The sequence below is a fragment of the Mesocryomonas lacus genome, assembly GCF_055730105.2.
The window spans coordinates 842,415-859,232 of record NZ_JBUZWF020000001.1 but is presented as its reverse complement, the minus strand read 5'-3'; the positions used below and the strand labels follow the sequence as shown (position 1 = coordinate 859,232).

The following is a 16,818-nucleotide window of genomic DNA, read 5'->3' as shown; positions in this document are numbered from 1 at the left end:
GGGAATGCCTGCGCGCGGCGTCGGCGATCTCCCATCGAAAGAACCATAGCGATGACAGCGATTGGCTGGCTTCAGATTGTCCTCCTGTTTGCGGCGGTGCTCGTCTGCGCCGTGCCGCTCGGCGCGTTCGTGGCGCGCGTCTTTGCGGGTGAGCGAAATATCCTCTCGCCGGTGCTCGGCCCCCTCGAGCGCGGCTTCTTCAAACTGTCCGGCATCGACCCGGCCAAGGAGCAAGGCTGGCTCGCCTATACCGTGGGCATGCTGGTGTTCAACGGCCTCGGCTTCGTCCTTCTCTATGCGATGCTGCGCCTGCAGGGCGTGCTGCCGTTCAACCCGCAGGGGTTCTCCGGCGTCTCGCCGGATCTCGCCTTCAACACCGCGGTCAGCTTCGTCACCAACACCAACTGGCAGTCCTATGGCGGCGAGACCACCATGAGCCATTTCAGCCAGATGGCGGGTCTCGCGGTCCAGAACTTCCTGTCGGCCGCCACCGGCATCGCGCTGGCGGTGGCGCTGGTGCGGGCCTTCGCCCGCTCGGGCATGCAGACCGTCGGCAATTTCTACGCCGACATGACGCGCGCCGTTCTCTACGTGCTGCTGCCGCTCGCCATCATCACTGGGCTTGCCCAGGTCGCCATGGGCACCCCGCAGACCTTCGAGGCCTCCGTCACCGCGACGACGCTCGAGGGCAACCAGCAGACGCTGGCGCTCGGGCCCGTCGCCTCGCAGATCGCGATCAAGCAGCTCGGCACCAATGGCGGCGGCTTCTACAACGCCAACTCCGCCCACCCCTACGAGAACCCGTCGCCGCTCTCGAACTTCCTGACGATCTGGCAGATGCTGGTCGTCTCGGTCGGCGTCGTCTTCGCCTTTGGACACCTGATTGGCGACCGCCGGCAGGCGCGGGCGATCATCGCCACCATGGCGATCCTCCTCGTCGTCGGCGTCGGCATCGCCTACTGGGCGGAAGCCGCCGGCACGCCGTCGCTCGTCGCCGCCGGGATCGATCCCGCGGGCGGCAACATGGAGGGCAAGGAGGTCCGCTTCGGCCTCGCCGCCTCCGCTTTGTTCGCCGCTGTGACCACGGGCCTGTCGGACGGCGCCGTCAACGCCATGCACGGCTCGCTGACGCCGATCGGCGGCATGGTGCCGATGTTCCTGATCCAGCTCGGCGAGATCCTGCCGGGCGGCACCGGCTCGGGGCTCTATGGCATCCTGGTGATGGCGATCATCGCGGTCTTCGTCGCCGGCCTGATGGTCGGGCGCACGCCCGAATACCTCGGCAAGAAGATCGAGGCCAAGGAGGTGAAGATGGCGGTGCTCGCGATCCTCATCCTGCCGACCGCGATCCTTGGCTTCTCCGCCGTCGCCTCGGTGCTCCCCACCGCGCTCGCCGGCCTCGGCAATGCCGGACCGCACGGCCTGTCGGAAATCCTCTATGCCTACTCCTCGGCGGCCGGCAACAACGGCTCGGCCTTCGGCGGCCTCTCGGCCAACAGCCCCTGGTGGAACACGACGCTGGGTCTTGCCATGCTGCTCGGCCGCTTCGCCTACATCGTCCCGATGATGGCGATCGCCGGCTCGCTGGTCGGCAAGACCCGGCTCGCCGCCTCGTCGGGCACCTTCCCGACCACTGGGCCGCTGTTCGTCGGCCTCCTCGCCGGCCTGATCCTGATCCTCGGCGGCCTGCAGTTCTTCCCGGCGCTGGCCCTCGGACCGCTCGCCGAGCACGTGCAGATGATCAGCGGCAAGACGTTCTGACGATGAGCCGCCCGCGGCCGGCGCTGCTTCTTCTCCCCGGCGGGGAGAAGGTCGCGGCAGCGGGATGAGGGGGCGGTGCGCCGCACCGTTCGCCCTCTCCGGACAGGCTCCACCCCCTCATCACTTCTCCCCGGTGGGGAGAAGAATCCCTTTCCAGAACCCTCGGAGTAAACCCATGGCCGCCTCAACGGCATCCGCCATCGCCTCGCCGGATCTTCTCGGCCGCGCCGTCGTCGACGCGTTCCGCAAGCTCGACCCGCGCCAGCTCGCCAAGAACCCGGTGATCTTCGTCACCGAGATCGTCGCCGTCCTCGTCACCGTGCTGTTCGTGCGGGACGTCCTTGCCGGCAACCCGCTGGCCTTCACCGGCCAGATCATGGCCTGGCTCTGGTTCACCGTGCTCTTCGCCAACTTCGCCGAGGCCGTCGCGGAAGGCCGTGGCCGGGCGCAGGCGGACAGCCTGCGCAAGGCGCGGACCGACACCATCGCCAAGCGCCTGACCAGCTCGAGAGACCCGGCAGGCTATGCAGAGGTCTCCGCGCTCGACCTGAAGGTCGGCGACTTCGTCGTCGTCGAGCCCGGCGACATCGTGCCCGGCGACGGCGAGATCGTCGAGGGCATTGCTTCGGTCAACGAGGCGGCGATCACCGGTGAATCCGCGCCCGTCATCCGCGAGGCCGGCGGCGACCGTTCGGCCGTCACCGGCGGCACCACGGTGCTGTCCGACTGGATCGTCGTGCGCATCGTCGCCGCGCCCGGCTCGAGCTTCCTCGACAAGATGATCGCGCTGGTCGAGGGCGCCGAGCGGCAGAAGACGCCGAACGAGATCGCGCTGACCATCCTCCTCGTCGGGATGACGCTGATCTTCATGATCGCCGTCGTGACGCTCGCGGGCCTTGGTCGCTATGCCGGCGCCATCGTGCCGGTGCCGATCCTCGTCGCGCTCCTCGTCACGCTGATCCCGACCACCATCGGCGGCCTGCTCTCGGCCATCGGCATCGCCGGCATGGACCGGCTGATGCGCCACAACGTGCTCGCCATGTCCGGCCGCGCGGTGGAGGCGGCGGGTGACGTCGACACGCTGCTGCTCGACAAGACCGGCACCATCACCTTCGGCAACCGCATGGCGTCGGAGATCGTCGCCGTCCCCGGCGTCACCGATGCGGAGGCGGCGACCGCCGCGGTGCAGGCAAGCCTTGCCGACGAGACGGCGGAAGGCCGTTCGATCCTGACGCTCGCCCGCGAAAAATACGGCGTCGACGTTCCCGCCAACCCTGAGGCCGGGGCCGTGTTCATCGAGTTCTCCGCCGCGACCCGTCTCTCCGGCGTCGACGTCGGCGGGCGGCAGCTTCGCAAGGGCTCGATCGACGCGATCCGCAAGTTCGTGGCGGATGCCGGAAACAGGGGTGCCGAGCCGGCCGCCTTCACCCAGGCGGTCGAGCGCATCGCCCGCTCCGGCGGCACGCCGCTCGGCCTTTGCGAGGGCGCGCGCCTGCTCGGCGTCATCCACCTCAAGGACGTCGTCAAGCCCGGCATCAAGGAGCGTTTCGCCGAGCTCCGGCGCATGGGCATCCGCACCGTCATGGTGACGGGCGACAATCCGGTGACCGCCGCGGCGATCGCCTCGGAGGCCGGCGTCGACGACTTCATCGCCGAGGCGACGCCGCAGGACAAGCTGAACTACATCCGCAACGAGCAGCGGCAGGGCCGGCTCGTCGCCATGTGCGGCGACGGCACCAACGACGCCCCCGCGCTCGCCCAGGCCGATGTCGGCGTCGCCATGCAGACCGGAACCCAGGCCGCCCGCGAGGCCGGCAACATGGTCGACCTCGACTCGGATCCGACCAAGCTGATCGAGGTGGTCGGCATCGGCAAGCAGCTGCTGATGACCCGCGGCGCGCTGACGACGTTCTCGATCGCCAACGACGTCGCGAAATACTTCGCGATCATCCCGGCGCTGTTCATCGCGGCGATCCCCGAGCTCGGCCTCCTCAACGTCATGGGTCTCGCCTCGCCGGAAAGCGCGATCCTCTCGGCGGTGATCTTCAACGCGCTGGTCATCGTCGCGCTGATCCCGCTGGCGCTGAAGGGGGTGAAGTACACGCCCGGCGACGCCGGCTCGATCCTGCGCCGCAACCTCCTGATCTATGGCCTCGGCGGCATTCTCGTGCCGTTCGTCGGCATCAAGCTGATCGACATGGTCGTGGCGGGGCTGGGCCTGGTTTAGCGCAGCGGCGGCGCGTTTTCCGTCGAGGCCGCAGCGCGCCCTTTGCCAAGTTTGCGGCGCACCCCCCTCTGCCCTGCCGGGCATCTCCCCCTCAAGGGGGGAGATCAGCAGCTGCGGCCTCGGCGACTATCGATCTCCCCACCTGAGGGGGAGATGGGCGGCAGCCCAGAGGGGGGCGAACCGCACCAACGTCCCTTCAGTCCAAATCCCAAAGGAACTCCCATGCTCTCGCAGCTCCGCCCCGCCTTGACGCTTCTCGTCCTCCTCGCCGCGCTCACCGGCATTGCCTATCCCGTCGCCATGACCGGGGTCGCCGGCGTCCTCTTCCCCGATCAGGCGAATGGCAGCCTCGTCCTGCGCGACGGCAAAGTGGTCGGCTCCCGGCTGATCGGCCAGGCCTTCACCCGCCCGGAATACTTCAAGCCGCGCCCGTCCGCCGCCGGCACCGGCTATGACGCCAGCGCCTCCTCCGGAACCAATCTCGCGCCGACCTCCGCCAAGCTTGCCGAGCGCCTGAAGACGGACGCCGCCGCGCTCCGCGCGTCAGGGATCGCCGGCCCGATCCCGGCCGACGCCATCACCACGTCCGGCAGCGGGCTCGACCCCGACATCTCGCCGGCCTTCGCGCGGGCACAAGTTGCCGGTGTCGCCAGCGCCCGCGGCATGACGCCGGCAGCAGTCGAAACGCTGGTGGCCCAAAACACGACGGGGCGCACCCTCGGCATCCTCGGCGAGCCCCGCGTCAACGTGCTCGCCCTCAACCTCGCGCTCGACCGGGAAGTGCCAAAGCCGTAAGGCAGAGCCATGAGTGCCGACCAACCCTTGCGGGCCTCGCCCGATGCGCTGATCGCCGCCGCCGAGCGCGAGGGGCGGGGAAGCTTGCGCATCTTCCTCGGGGCGGCACCGGGGGTCGGCAAGACCTATGCGATGCTGCAGGCGGCGAAGGCGGCGCGGGCCGACGGCGCCGACGTGGTGGTCGGTCTCGTCGAGACGCATGGCCGCACCGAGACCGAGGCGATGGTCGCCGGGCTCGACGTCATCGCCAAGAAGGGCGTGCCCTATCGCGGCCGCCTGGTTCCCGAGTTCGACGTCGACGCCGCGCTGGCGCGGCGCCCGGCGCTGCTGCTGGTCGACGAATACGCGCATTCGAACGTTCCCGGCAGCCGGCACCCGAAGCGCTGGCAGGACGTGCGCGATCTCTTGGCCGCCGGGATCGACGTCTGGACGACGCTGAACATCCAGCACGTCGAGAGCCTCAACGACGTCGTCCAGCGCATCACCGGCGTCCGGGTGCGCGAGACCGTCCCGGACACCGCGCTGGAGAAGGCGGACGAGATCATCCTCGTCGACTTGCCCTCGGACGAACTCCTGAAGCGCCTCGCGGACGGCAAGATCTACGTCGAGGACACCGCGCAGCGCGCCATCCAGAGCTTCTTCAAGCCTGGCAACCTGCGGGCGCTGCGCGAGCTGGCGCTGCGCCGCGTCGCCGCGCATGTCGACACCGATCTCCTGGAGCGGATGCAAGGCGGCGCGATCGAGGGTCCCTGGGCGGCCGGCGAGAAGATCCTCGTCTGCGTCGGGCCGAACAAGATGGCCGAGCGCGTGGTGCGCCAGGCCAAGCGCCTCGCCGACCTCCTCGACGCGCCGTTCATGGCGGTGACGATCGAGCGGCCGGGCGTCAGCGTCCCCGCCGAGGCGCGGCGGCTCCTGCAGGCGGGCATGCACCTGGCCGAGAGCCTCGGGGCGGAGACCCGGTCGCTGGTCGCCGACGACCTGCCGGCCGAACTCCTGCGCACCGCGCGGTTCGAGAACGTCACCCAGATCGTCATCGGCCAGGCCCGCGGCGCCGGCGCCCTCGGCTGGTTCCGCCGCAACCTTGCCGACGCGCTGACCCACCAGGCGCGGGGCATCGCCATCCACATCGTCACCGCCGAGGCGGTGGACGGCACGCCGGCGGCGCGGTTCACCGTCCCGCCTTTCGGCGAGATCCGCGGCTACGGCGTCGCAGCCGTCGGCGTCGCGCTCGCCACCCTCGTCGGGCAAGGCCTGTCGCGGGTGATCGCGTTGCCGAACATGTCGATGTTCTACCTCATCGCCGTGGTCATCCCAGCCTTCCGCTTCGGCGTCTGGCCGGCGGTGTTCGCCTCGGGGCTCGCCTTTCTCGCCTACAACTTCTTCTTCATCGCCCCGACCTTCTCGTTCACTGTCGCCCGGCCGCACGAGGTGGTGACGCTGCTGATCTTTCTCGGCATCGCCGCCGCCATGTCGGCGATCGCCGGGCAGACGCGCGAGCAGGCGAAGGCGACCGTTCGGCTCACCCGCGCGACGCGGCGGCTCTACGAGTTCACCCGCCGGCTGTCGGCGCTGGCCGGCGAGCAGGCGGTGGCGGATGCGGCGGTGGCCGAGGTCCATGCCGCCACCAACCGGGCGACGGTGATCCTGCTCGTGCCGGCCGAAAGCGAAGGCGGCGCGCGCGGCCGGGTGCAGGTTGCCGGCGCGGCGGATGAAGGCGTCGGCGATCCGGCGGCGGACGCGCTGGCGATCGCCGCGGCTTGGCCGCCGGAGGACCGGCTGGACACCGCCTCGATGACCGCCGCGCACTGGGCGCTGCTGCACGACGAGAACGCCGGCGCCGATACCGGCACCTTGCCGAACGCGCCCTGGCTGTTCGTGCCGCTGCGGGTGCCCGGCCGCCGCGTCGGCGTGCTCGGGGTCGAGCGCGCCCCGGCCGACGCGGCGCTCGACGGCGAGGCGATGGTGCTCGTCGAGACGCTGGCTGAGCAGACCGCCGCCGCGCTCGCCCGCACCGCCCTGTCGACGGAGGTGGCGACGGCGCGCACGGCCGCCGAGACCGAGCGCGTGCGCAACATCCTCCTCGCCTCGATCAGCCATGATTTCCGCACGCCGCTCGCCTCGGTGCTGGGCGCGGCGACGAGCCTCATCGAATATGGTGGCCAGATCTCGCCGGAGGGGCAGAGGGACCTGCTCGTCCAGATGCGCGAGGAGGCCGAGCACCTCGACGGCATGGTCCGCAACCTGCTGTCGATGACCCGGCTGGAGGCCGGCGGCCTCGACATCCGGCGCGACTGGCTGGACGCGGAGGAGGCGGTGCACCGGGCGGTCGCGCTCGCCCGCAAACGCGGGGCGCCGCAGCACTTCACCGTCGCCATCGCCCCCGATTTGCCGCTGATCTTCGCCGACCAGAGCCTCATCGACCAGGTGCTGGCGAACGTCATCGGCAATGCCGTGCGCTATTCCGGGCCGGCGGCGACGATCGCGCTGTCGGTGCGCACGGCGTCGGACGCCCTGGAGATCGAGATCGCCGACGACGGCCCGGGCATTGCCGCCGAGGTCTTGCCGCATGTGTTCGAGAAATTCGTCCGGGCGGCATCGAGCGGCGCCGACGGCGGCGAGGGCTCCGGTCTGGGTCTTGCCATCACCAAGGGCATCGTCGAGGCGCATGGCGGTACGGTCGATGCCGCCAGCCCGCCGGCCCGCCAGCCCCGGGGCGCGTCCTTCCTCATCCGCTTGCCCATCCGCCTGTCCCCCTCCGAAGGATCCATGCCGTGATCGGTGCCACCATTCTCGTCGTCGACGACGAACCCGCCATCCACCGCTTCCTGACCCCGGCGCTCGAGGCCAACGGCTTCGTGCCGCTGCGCGCCGATACCGCGGCGCAAGGGCTGGCCATGGTCGCCAGCCGCAAGCCCGCCGTCGTCGTCCTCGACCTCGGCCTGCCCGACATGGACGGGGCGGAGGTGATCCGGCGGCTGCGGGGGTGGACGGACGTGCCGATCATCGTCCTCTCCGCGCGCGACCGGGAGAGCACCAAGGTCGAGGCGCTGGATCTCGGCGCCGACGACTTCGTCAGCAAGCCCTTCGGCGTCGGCGAACTGATGGCACGGATCCGCGCGACGATCCGCAGCCAGATGCAGGCCAAGGGCGAAACCTCGGTCCTGAAGCACGGCGAGATCGAGATCGACTTGCCGCGCCACCGCGTGCTGAGGTCCGGCGCCGAGGTCAAGCTGACGCCGAAGGAGTTCGACCTCCTGTCGCTGCTGGTCCGCCATTCCGGCAAGGTGGTCACCCACCGCCACATCCTGCACGAGGTCTGGGGCGCCCCGCACGAGAACGACACGCCGTATCTCCGCGTCTATATCGGCCAGCTGCGCGCCAAGCTCGAAGCCGACCCGGCCAACCCGGTGCTGATCCTGACCGAGCCGGGCGTCGGCTATCGCGCGGGCGAGGCATAACGCCAAACCCCGGCCGTTCCGCTGGCGAAAAGCCGGACCGCTTGACCTGAATCAACATCCCCAGCGCCGCTCTGCGGCAATAAGGAAGGGCGCTTCAGCAGTTCCGTTTCGGGAGCTCGAGACCCTTGTACTTCCTCGCACTGGCGGCAGACTTTGATGGAACCCTCGCCACCGACGGCGTGGTGGCGCCAGCGACGCTCGATGCCCTGCGGCGGCTGAAGGCCAGCGGGCGGCGTTTGATCCTGGTCACCGGCCGCGAGCTGCCGCCGCTGCAGGCAGCGTTCGCCGGGATCGACCTCTTCGACCGCGTCGTCGCCGAGAACGGCGCGCTCATCTACGATCCCGCCACGGGACACGAGCGGCTGCTCGCCGAGCCGGCCTCGCCCGCCTTCCTCGACGCGTTGGCCGGGCGCAATGTCGGAAACGTCTCCGTCGGGCGCTGCATCGTCGCTGCCTGGGAGCCGCACCAAGGCGCCATCCTCGAGACCATCCACCGGCTCGGCCTCGAGCTGCAGGTGATCTTCAACAAAGGGGCGGTGATGGTCCTGCCGTCGGGGGTCAACAAGGCGAGCGGCCTGCGCGCCGCGCTGCAGGACCTTGCGCTGTCGTTCCACAATGTGGTGGCGGTCGGTGATGCCGAGAACGATCACGCCTTCCTGCGCGAATGCGGCTGCGCCGCCGTGGTCGCAAACGCATTGCCGTCGGTGAAAGCGGAGGCCGACATCGTGCTGCAGGGCGATCATGGCGCCGGGGTGGCCGAGCTCATCGACCGGATGATCGACGACGAAGCCAGCCTCGTTACGCCGCAGAGGCAGGCGCTCCGGCTTGGGACGGACCGGGCGGGCGCGGACGTTCCGCTGTTCGCCGCGGGCGGCAGCCTGTTGATCACGGGCGCCTCGGGCAGCGGCAAGTCGAAGCTGTCGAGCGCCCTCATCGAGCAGATGGTCGAGCGCCGCTTCGAGTTCTGCGTCGTCGATCCCGAGGGCGACTATGGCGGGATGGTGGGCGCCGTCGGCGTCGGCGACGTCACCACCCCGCCGGCGGCCGCAGAGGCAATCGCGATCTTGCACGACGGCAGCCTCAACCTCATCGTCAACACCCAAGCGCTCAGCCTCGCCCGGCGCTCGGCGCTGCTGCGCGATCTCCTGCGGCAGACCTCGGCGCTCCGGGCGCAAACGGGCCGGCCGCATTGGGTGCTGATCGACGAGGCCCATCAAGCCCTCTCTGGACCCGAGGCGAGCGGCGCCTGCGAGCCGCTCGAAACGCTGCCCGCGGCAATCCTCGTGACCCTCTTTCCGGACGCGCTCTGCCCGGCGGCGCTGGCGAGCGTCGCGGCGATTTTTGCGCTGGGACCCGATACCGCCGGCGCGCTCAAAGCCTTCGCCCGGCTGTCCGGAGCTGTGCCGCCCGAGGCCTGGCCCGACCTCGCACCGGGCGAGGGCCTTTACTGGGCACCAAGGTCCGGCGTAGCGCCGAAAGCGGTTCGCGCCGCCGTACCCCGCCACGACCACCGGCGGCATGCGGGCAAATACGCGCTTGGCGACGTGGGCCTCTGCCGAAGCTTCTACTTTCGGGGGCCCGACAAGCGCTACAATTTGCCGGCGCGCAACCTGCAGCAGTTCCTCGACATCGGCGATGCCGTCGACGATCGGACCTGGCTGCATCACCTGGCGTGCGGCGATTACGGGCGCTGGTTTCGCGACGTGATCAAGGACGACGGTCTCGCCGGTGAAGCGGAAGCGTTGCGTGGCGAGGGGCGGGCCGATGCGGCAAGGGCCCGCCGCCAGCTTCGCCGGGCGGTCTGCCGCCGCTACGCTTCGCCGATCACAGGGTAAGGCGACCGCCATGACCAGATCACCGAACCGACAAGGGAGCACAGCGATGAAGGCCAGCGATATCATGAGCCATAATCCGGTGACGGTGTCGCCCGACCATGCCGTCCGGCATGCGACGCAGATCATGCTCGAGCACAAGATCAGCGGGCTTCCCGTGGTCGACGATGCCGGCCGGGTCGTCGGGATCCTCACCGAAGGGGACCTCCTCAGCCGCAGCGAACTCGGCATCGCCGCGCTCGCCGACGCCGATCGCAAGAGCGCCGCCGTGGCGCGGCACTACGTGAAGGCGAACGGCTGGCGGGTTGGCGACGTGATGCGCAAGGATCCGATCGTCGTCGACGTGGAGACGCCGGTCAGCCGCATCGCCGAGTTGATGGCGCTGCATGCGATCAAGCGCGTTCCAGTTCTCCTCGATGGGCGTCTCGTCGGCATCGTCAGCCGCGCGGATCTCCTGCCGCTCATCGCGGCGGCGGGGCTCGGCGACATGGCGCCCGGCGAGGCGGCCCTCCGCTGCGGTGTCCTCGCCCGGCTGCGCGAGACCGAATGTCTCGCCGGCGCCGACATCACGGCGACCCTCTCGAACGGCGTGGTGCATCTCTGGGGGGACGCGCCGTCGCGCGAGGCGGTCGAGGCGGCCCGCGTCGTCGTCGAGACCATTCGTGGCGTCGAGGGCGTGGCGAGCCATCTGGCGGTGAAGCCGTAGCGCCGGCTTCCATCATCGGGAACACCGCGTCTTTGCCCGCAGGCAGGCCTGGTGCCGTGGCAGCGGCCAAAAACGCGCGCGGCCTTGCGCTGGATCAATGCCGCCGCGGGCTTTCTCGGGCCAAGTCGTGGCGGGAAGCGGAGGAGATTGCCATGCCAGCCGATGAGAGAGCCAGCGGCGCCCAAGACGTCGCCGAAGACATCCTCGATGCCGTCGAGGATGGGGAAGCCCGGCTGAAGTTCGGCATCGAGCGTCTCGGCCGCCTTCTGTGGTCCCGTCTGGCCGGGCTGGTGATGGCTTGCGCCGCAGCCCGAAGCGCCGGGCGCGGCGGCCTTTCTGAAAGATGCCCCGCCGGGCTTCGTCCGGCGCGGTCCCAGCGCGCTGCCGCCCGCGTGCTCCCATCCGATCGAAGGACGTCCCCCGCATGATTGCCGAAACCTTTCCGGGCGCCGATGAGCTCGCGCTGCTCGACCGATACTGGCGGGCGGCCAACTACCTGTCCGTCGGCCAGATCTACCTCCTCGACAACCCGTTGCTGCTGGCGCCGCTGCGGCCCGAGCACATCAAGCCGCGGCTGCTCGGCCACTGGGGCACGACGCCCGGGTTGAACTTCGTCTATGCCCATCTCAACCGGGTCATCCGGCAGCGCGACGTCTCGGTGCTCTACGTCTGCGGCCCTGGCCATGGCGGCCCGGGAATGGTGGCGAACACCTATCTCGAGGGCAGCTACAGCGAGGTCTATCCCGACATCAGCCAGGATGCGGCGGGACTGCAGCGTCTGTTCCGTCAGTTCTCGTTTCCCGGCGGTATTCCGAGCCATGTCGCGCCGGAGACGCCGGGGTCGATCCACGAAGGCGGCGAGCTTGGCTATGCGCTGCTGCATGCCTATGGTGCGGCCTTCGACAATCCCGGCCTCGTCGTCGCTTGCGTCGTCGGCGACGGGGAGGCCGAGACCGGGCCGACGGCCGCCTCCTGGCATTCCAACAAGTTCCTCAACCCGGCGCGGGACGGCGCGGTGCTGCCGATCCTGCACCTCAACGGCTACAAGATCGCCGGGCCGACCGTGCTCGGGCGGATGGCGGACGGGGAACTGACCGACCTCTTCCGCGGCTACGGGCACGAGCCGATCTTCGTCGAGGGGAGCGACCCCATGCCCATGCACGTCGCCATGGCCGCGGCGATGGAGCGGTGCTTCGCCGAGATCGCCGCGATCCAGCGCGACTGGCGCGAGGGCGCCGCGCGCACCCGCCCGCGCTGGCCGATGATCATCCTGCGCAGCCCGAAAGGCTGGACCGGCCCGGCCGAAGTCGACGGCAAGCGGGTCGAGGGGTTCTGGCGGGCGCACCAGGTGCCGATCGCCGATCCGAGGACCAATCCGGCCCATCTGGAGCAGCTCGAGGCTTGGATGCGCAGCTATCAGCCAGAGACCTTGTTCGATCGCGAGGGGCGCCTCGATCCGGCGCTGGCGGCGCTCGCGCCGACCGGCGAGCGGCGGATGGGGATGGTGCCGCAAGCCAATGGCGGAGTTCTCCGCCGCGCGCTCCTGCTGCCGGACATCGCCGATTTCGCCTTGGAGACCGGCCTGCCCGGCTCGACGACGGCCGGCGGGACGATGGCGCTCGGCCGCTACCTCCAGCGGACCATCGAGCTCAACGCGGAGACTGCCAATTTTCGCCTGTTTGGCCCCGACGAGACTGCCTCCAACCGGCTCGGCGCCGTGTTCGAGGCGACCGACCGGGCGTGGATGGAGGGTGTCGAGCCCTACGACGTCGCGCTGTCGGCGGACGGGCGGGTGATGGAGGTCCTCAGCGAACACCTCTGCCAGGGCTGGCTCGAAGGCTATCTCCTGACCGGGCGGCACGGCCTGTTCTCGTGCTACGAGGCCTTCATCCACATCATCGACTCGATGTTCAACCAGCACGCCAAATGGCTGAAGGTCACGCGAAAACTGCCGTGGCGCCGTCCGATCGCGTCGCTCAACTACCTCCTGACCTCGCATGTCTGGCGGCAGGACCATAACGGCTTCAGCCACCAGGATCCGGGCTTCATCGACCTCGTCGCCAACAAGAAGGCGGATACGGTGCGGATCTACCTGCCGCCGGATGCCAACAGCCTGCTCTGGGTCACCGACCACTGCCTGAAGACCTACGACCGGGTGAACGTCATCGTCGCCGGCAAGCAGCCGGCGCCGCAATACCTGTCGCTCTCCGAAACGCGGGCGCATTGCGCGGCCGGCATCGGTCTCTGGCCGTGGGCGGGCACCGACGAGACCGGACTGGAGCCGGACCTCGTGATGGCTTGCGCCGGCGACGTGCCGACGCTCGAGGCGCTGGCCGCGACCGGCCTTCTCCGGCAGGCCTTGCCGAACTTGCGCATCCGCTTCGTCAACGTCGTCGACCTCCTGGCGCTGCAATCGCCCGACCAGCACCCGCACGGCCTCTCCGATGCCGATTTCGACGCGCTGTTCACCCGCGACAAGCCCGTCGTCTTCGCCTTCCACGGCTATCCGCAGCTGATCCACCGCCTGACCTACAAGCGCAGGAACCACGGGAACTTCCACGTCCGGGGCTTCATCGAGGAGGGCACGACGACCACGCCCTTCGACATGGTGGTCCTGAACGAGCTCGACCGCTTCCACCTCGCCATCGAGGCGATCGAGCGGGTGCCGGGGCTGAACGAGAGTGCGGCGGCGGTGAAGCAAGGGTTCCGCGACCGGCTGGCCGAGCACAAGCGCTACATCGCCGAACACGGCGAGGACATGCCGGACATCCGCAACTGGGGCTGGTCCGCCCCGGTGGACTTGTCCGCCCCGGCAGGCGCCGAGACGGGCGCGGCGGGAGGCGCCTGATGGAGGCCGGTCGATGACGGCGGGATGCGTCCTGGCGATCAACAGCGGCTCGTCGAGCATCAAGTTCGCGCTGTTCGAGAGTGGCATGCCGGAGGCGGTCCTCCTCGCCCGCGGGACGCTGCACGACGCTGCCCGCTGCGGCTTCACGGCGGTGGATGCGGCGGGCACGGTCCTCGTCGAGACCGAGAGCCCGGCGGGAGCGGCGCCGGCGGCGCTCTTTGCTGGCTTGCTCGACTGGATCGACGCGTTCTGCGGGCCCGGCCGGCTGGTGGCCGTCGGCCACCGCATCGTCCATGGCGGGGCGGCGTTCTGCAACCCGGTGGTGCTGACCCCGGCCTGTCTGGAGGCGCTGGACCGCCTGACCCCGCTGGCACCCCTGCACCAGCCGCGGTGCCTGCTGCCGGTCCGGCTGATCGCCGCGCTGCAGCCGGACCTCGTCCAGGTCGGCTGCTTCGACACCGCCTTCCACCGCACCATCGGCGAGACCGCCCGGCGCTACGCCTTGCCGTGGCGCTTTGAGGCGGAGGAGGGCATCCGCAAATACGGCTTCCACGGCCTCTCCTACGCGCACATCGCCGAGCGCCTGGCGGCCATGGGCGAGGGGGCATCGCGGACGGTCGTCGCCCATCTCGGCAGCGGGGCCAGCCTCTGCGCCCTCACGAACGGCGAGAGCCAGGACACCAGCATGGGCTTCAGCGTGCTCGACGGGCTGCCGATGGCGACCCGCTGCGGCTCGGTCGACCCCGGCGCCATCCTCTATCTGCAGCGCCATCTCGGCCTGAGCGCCCAAGCGCTCGAGGATATCCTCTACCACCAGTCGGGGCTGCTCGGGGTTTCCGGCATCTCGGGCGACCTTCGGGATCTCGTGGACAGTAGGGATCCGCGGGCGATCGCCGCAATAGAACTGTTCGTCCACCATGTGTCGGGGCAAGTGGCGCTGATGGCGAACACGCTCGGCGGCATAGACCAGCTGGTGTTTACCGGCGGGATCGGGGAGCACCAGGCAAAGGTGCGCGCCGGCGTCTGCGCGCGACTCGCCTGGCTTGGGATCCGGCTCGACGCCTCGGCGAACGAGCGCAGCGCGCCTTGCATTTCGGCCGGCGGCAGCCGCGTGAGCGTCCTCGTCATCCCGGCCGACGAGGAGCGGGTGATCGCGCGGCAGGCATTGGCCGTCCAGCAGGGTTCCTAAGGCCTGCAAGGCTCGACCGCCGCGGCTCAAGGGCGAAAAGCGCCTGCGGCGCATGGCTTTGGGACTATCGATATGTCCCTAGGGAAGTTGCGGAAGGGATAGCTGGCGGCGATCCGGCGGCCATTAAAACAGCGGCCTTGCCATCGCCTTTCCGGCTGAAGAGATCGTCGTTTTCGGGGAACCGATGGCGGGCGAGATGCTTTGAGATGCCATGACAAGGTGTCGCACCCAGCGACGCCTCCTCACGAAAGGCATATCATGAAGACCCTCATCCTCGCCGCCGGTATCGCAACGCTTCTCGGTGGTGCCGCCATCGCGCAGACCGCCACCCCGGCTGCCCCTGCCACGACCAGCACGACCACGGCGACCACCACCACCGGCTCCGACACGCCCGTCACCGGCGCGTTCTACACCCTGCCGGCCCCCGCCGCTGCCGGCGCGATGCCGATGAGCCACCTCGCCAGCGACCTGATGGACCTCGACGTCTACGGCGCGAACAACGAGAAGATCGGCGAGATCGACGATCTCGTAGTCAACTCGGACGGCTCGGTCGCAGCGGCTGTCGTCGAAGTCGGCGGCTTCCTCGGCCTTGGCGAGAAGGACGTCCTCGTGAACTTCTCCGCCCTGCAGATGACCATGGACGGCGACAAGATGCGCGTCGCCGTGCCTGAGTTCACCAAGGAGACGCTGACCTCGGCGCCGGACGTCGATCTCGACACCGTGTTCCCCGACCACGACGACTGATCGCACGTCGGTTTCAGACGAAAGGCGTCGCTCCTCCGGGAGCGGCGCCTTTTTCGTATCGGCCGGAGGTGGCGACGTCAGTGCGCCATCAGCACCGGCAGCGGGCTGGCGGTCAGGAGATCGCGGGTCATGCCGCCGAGGATGAACTCCCGCAGACGGGAGCGTCCATAGGCGCCGATGACGATCATGTCGGCGTCGACGACGACGGCCTCGTTGAGAAGGCCGGCCGAGGCATCGGGCCATTCCGGCAGATGCCGCACCTCCACCGTGATGCCGTGGCGCGAAAGGTGCCGCGCCATGTCGGCCGCAGGCTCGCGCAGGTTCTCGTCGCGGCTGTCTGACTCCGCCACCGACACCAGGTAGACCCGCTCGGCGCGCTGCAGCAGCGGCAAGGCTGCGGCGATGGCACGGGCGCATTCGCGCGTGTCGCGCCAGCCGATCAGGATCGCCTTCATCTCGCCTGGCCGGGTTGCCGTCGGCGGGACCGCGAGGACCGGGGTCCCCGCGCTGAACAGGGCCGCTTCCAGAAGATCCGCCCAGCCCTCGCCCTCGCCATAGGGGCGCCCGACCACCACGAGGTCCACCGAGCGGGCGAGCGTCGTCATGCCGGCGTTCAGTTCGTGCCGCATGCCGTCGGTTCGGATGAAGTCGGTCGTGGCATCGATCCGGTCGAGGCGCTGGCGGGCCTGCTGCTCCGCCGCGTCCGCGGCCTTGCCGTCCGCCTCCCAGAAGTCGTAAGCAATGCCCTCGCCGCCGGGGCCGAGCGCCAGCATCGTGCTTGGGATCTCATGCGTGAAGACGCCGCGGACATGGGCGCCGAACGCCGTCGCCACCGTTTCGGCCAGCACGATGTTTCGCTCGTCCTGGGCGGACCCGTCGAGATGCACGAGCAGGTCCATGATGGCGCCACTGGGCGCCGCGATCATCACGGCGTTGCCGGCAGGCTCGGCCGCCTTGGCCATGGCAGGAGCGTTCATAGGAAATCCTCCATCTGGCGGCACTCCGCCGCAATGGAGCCAGCATGCTCCTTTCCCCGCCATCCGGGATTGATCCGCATCAACGGCTCTGCGGATTGGCTGAGGGCCCGGTCCCATTGGGGCGCGATTTACTTACGAGGTTAACTACCGATATCGGGCATTCGGCTTTCACCGGTCGGCAAGCCGGACTAAGATGGCGTCTGCACCCACAGGAATTCCCGGCCCCGTCGAGCGGCCCCGTCGAGCGGATCGCCGCGCGTTGACGGAACGGTCCGCTGGAG

At 69.6% G+C, this 16,818-nt stretch carries 12 protein-coding genes; 11 read left to right on the top strand and 1 reads right to left on the bottom strand.

The genetic code is table 11. The annotated features are described in order from the left end of the window. Positions 1 to 51: 51 nt before the first annotated feature. The 11 genes from kdpA (at position 52) to ACZLZQ_RS03890 (ending at position 15,560) form a co-directional block, all read left to right on the top strand. Positions 52 to 1,761, top strand: coding sequence for a potassium-transporting ATPase subunit KdpA (kdpA, locus tag ACZLZQ_RS03940; protein WP_472948250.1), 1,710 nt, complete (start codon positions 52 to 54; stop codon positions 1,759 to 1,761). A 175-nt stretch (positions 1,762 to 1,936) separates the two neighbouring features. Beyond that, entirely contained in the window at positions 1,937 to 3,988 is a 2,052-nt protein-coding gene (gene kdpB / locus ACZLZQ_RS03935) for a potassium-transporting ATPase subunit KdpB (protein ID WP_472948249.1), read from the top strand. A gap of 222 nt (positions 3,989 to 4,210) precedes the next feature. Beyond that, the gene (kdpC, locus tag ACZLZQ_RS03930) at positions 4,211 to 4,783 is read left to right on the top strand and encodes a potassium-transporting ATPase subunit KdpC (protein ID WP_472948248.1); all 573 of its coding nucleotides are present in this window, start codon (positions 4,211 to 4,213) and stop codon (positions 4,781 to 4,783) included. A 9-nt stretch (positions 4,784 to 4,792) separates the two neighbouring features. Then, on the top strand, positions 4,793 to 7,558 hold the full coding sequence (locus ACZLZQ_RS03925; protein ID WP_472948247.1) for a DUF4118 domain-containing protein: 2,766 nt from the start codon (positions 4,793 to 4,795) through the stop codon (positions 7,556 to 7,558). After that, positions 7,555 to 8,241: a response regulator gene (locus tag ACZLZQ_RS03920; protein WP_472931957.1), complete on the top strand. Its 687-nt coding sequence runs from the start codon at positions 7,555 to 7,557 to the stop codon at positions 8,239 to 8,241. The genes ACZLZQ_RS03925 and ACZLZQ_RS03920 overlap by 4 nt, the downstream gene beginning before the upstream one ends. Before the next feature lie 125 nt (positions 8,242 to 8,366). Continuing rightward, positions 8,367 to 10,076, top strand: coding sequence for an HAD family hydrolase (locus ACZLZQ_RS03915; protein WP_472948246.1), 1,710 nt, complete (start codon positions 8,367 to 8,369; stop codon positions 10,074 to 10,076). 46 nt (positions 10,077 to 10,122) lie between these two features. After that, complete coding sequence (locus ACZLZQ_RS03910) at positions 10,123 to 10,779, top strand: CBS domain-containing protein (RefSeq protein WP_472931959.1); 657 nt, start codon at positions 10,123 to 10,125, stop codon at positions 10,777 to 10,779. Positions 10,780 to 10,931: 152 nt separating this feature from the next. After that, positions 10,932 to 11,207, top strand: a complete 276-nt coding sequence (locus ACZLZQ_RS03905) for a hypothetical protein (protein ID WP_472948245.1) — start codon at positions 10,932 to 10,934, stop codon at positions 11,205 to 11,207. Beyond that, the gene (locus ACZLZQ_RS03900; protein ID WP_472948244.1) at positions 11,204 to 13,627 is read left to right on the top strand and encodes a phosphoketolase family protein; all 2,424 of its coding nucleotides are present in this window, start codon (positions 11,204 to 11,206) and stop codon (positions 13,625 to 13,627) included. Before ACZLZQ_RS03905 ends, ACZLZQ_RS03900 begins: the two co-directional genes overlap by 4 nt. Before the next feature lie 13 nt (positions 13,628 to 13,640). Next, positions 13,641 to 14,816, top strand: a complete 1,176-nt coding sequence (locus ACZLZQ_RS03895; protein ID WP_472948243.1) for an acetate/propionate family kinase — start codon at positions 13,641 to 13,643, stop codon at positions 14,814 to 14,816. Positions 14,817 to 15,074: 258 nt separating this feature from the next. Beyond that, the gene (locus tag ACZLZQ_RS03890; RefSeq protein WP_472931963.1) at positions 15,075 to 15,560 is read left to right on the top strand and encodes a PRC-barrel domain-containing protein; all 486 of its coding nucleotides are present in this window, start codon (positions 15,075 to 15,077) and stop codon (positions 15,558 to 15,560) included. A gap of 77 nt (positions 15,561 to 15,637) precedes the next feature. On the opposite strand, the gene ACZLZQ_RS03885 is transcribed toward ACZLZQ_RS03890, so the two are convergent. Next, positions 15,638 to 16,537, bottom strand: coding sequence for a universal stress protein (locus tag ACZLZQ_RS03885; RefSeq protein ID WP_472948242.1), 900 nt, complete (start codon positions 16,535 to 16,537; stop codon positions 15,638 to 15,640). Positions 16,538 to 16,818 lie beyond the last annotated feature (281 nt).

Coding starts and splice junctions, on each gene's coding strand:
- kdpA (WP_472948250.1), top strand. CDS start 52: ATGACAGCGATTGGCTGGCTTCAGATTGTCCTCCTGTTTGCGGCGGTG.
- kdpB (WP_472948249.1), top strand. CDS start 1,937: ATGGCCGCCTCAACGGCATCCGCCATCGCCTCGCCGGATCTTCTCGGC.
- kdpC (WP_472948248.1), top strand. CDS start 4,211: ATGCTCTCGCAGCTCCGCCCCGCCTTGACGCTTCTCGTCCTCCTCGCC.
- ACZLZQ_RS03925 (WP_472948247.1), top strand. CDS start 4,793: ATGAGTGCCGACCAACCCTTGCGGGCCTCGCCCGATGCGCTGATCGCC.
- ACZLZQ_RS03910 (WP_472931959.1), top strand. CDS start 10,123: ATGAAGGCCAGCGATATCATGAGCCATAATCCGGTGACGGTGTCGCCC.
- ACZLZQ_RS03905 (WP_472948245.1), top strand. CDS start 10,932: ATGCCAGCCGATGAGAGAGCCAGCGGCGCCCAAGACGTCGCCGAAGAC.
- ACZLZQ_RS03900 (WP_472948244.1), top strand. CDS start 11,204: ATGATTGCCGAAACCTTTCCGGGCGCCGATGAGCTCGCGCTGCTCGAC.
- ACZLZQ_RS03895 (WP_472948243.1), top strand. CDS start 13,641: ATGACGGCGGGATGCGTCCTGGCGATCAACAGCGGCTCGTCGAGCATC.
- ACZLZQ_RS03890 (WP_472931963.1), top strand. CDS start 15,075: ATGAAGACCCTCATCCTCGCCGCCGGTATCGCAACGCTTCTCGGTGGT.
- ACZLZQ_RS03885 (WP_472948242.1), bottom strand. CDS start 16,537: ATGAACGCTCCTGCCATGGCCAAGGCGGCCGAGCCTGCCGGCAACGCC.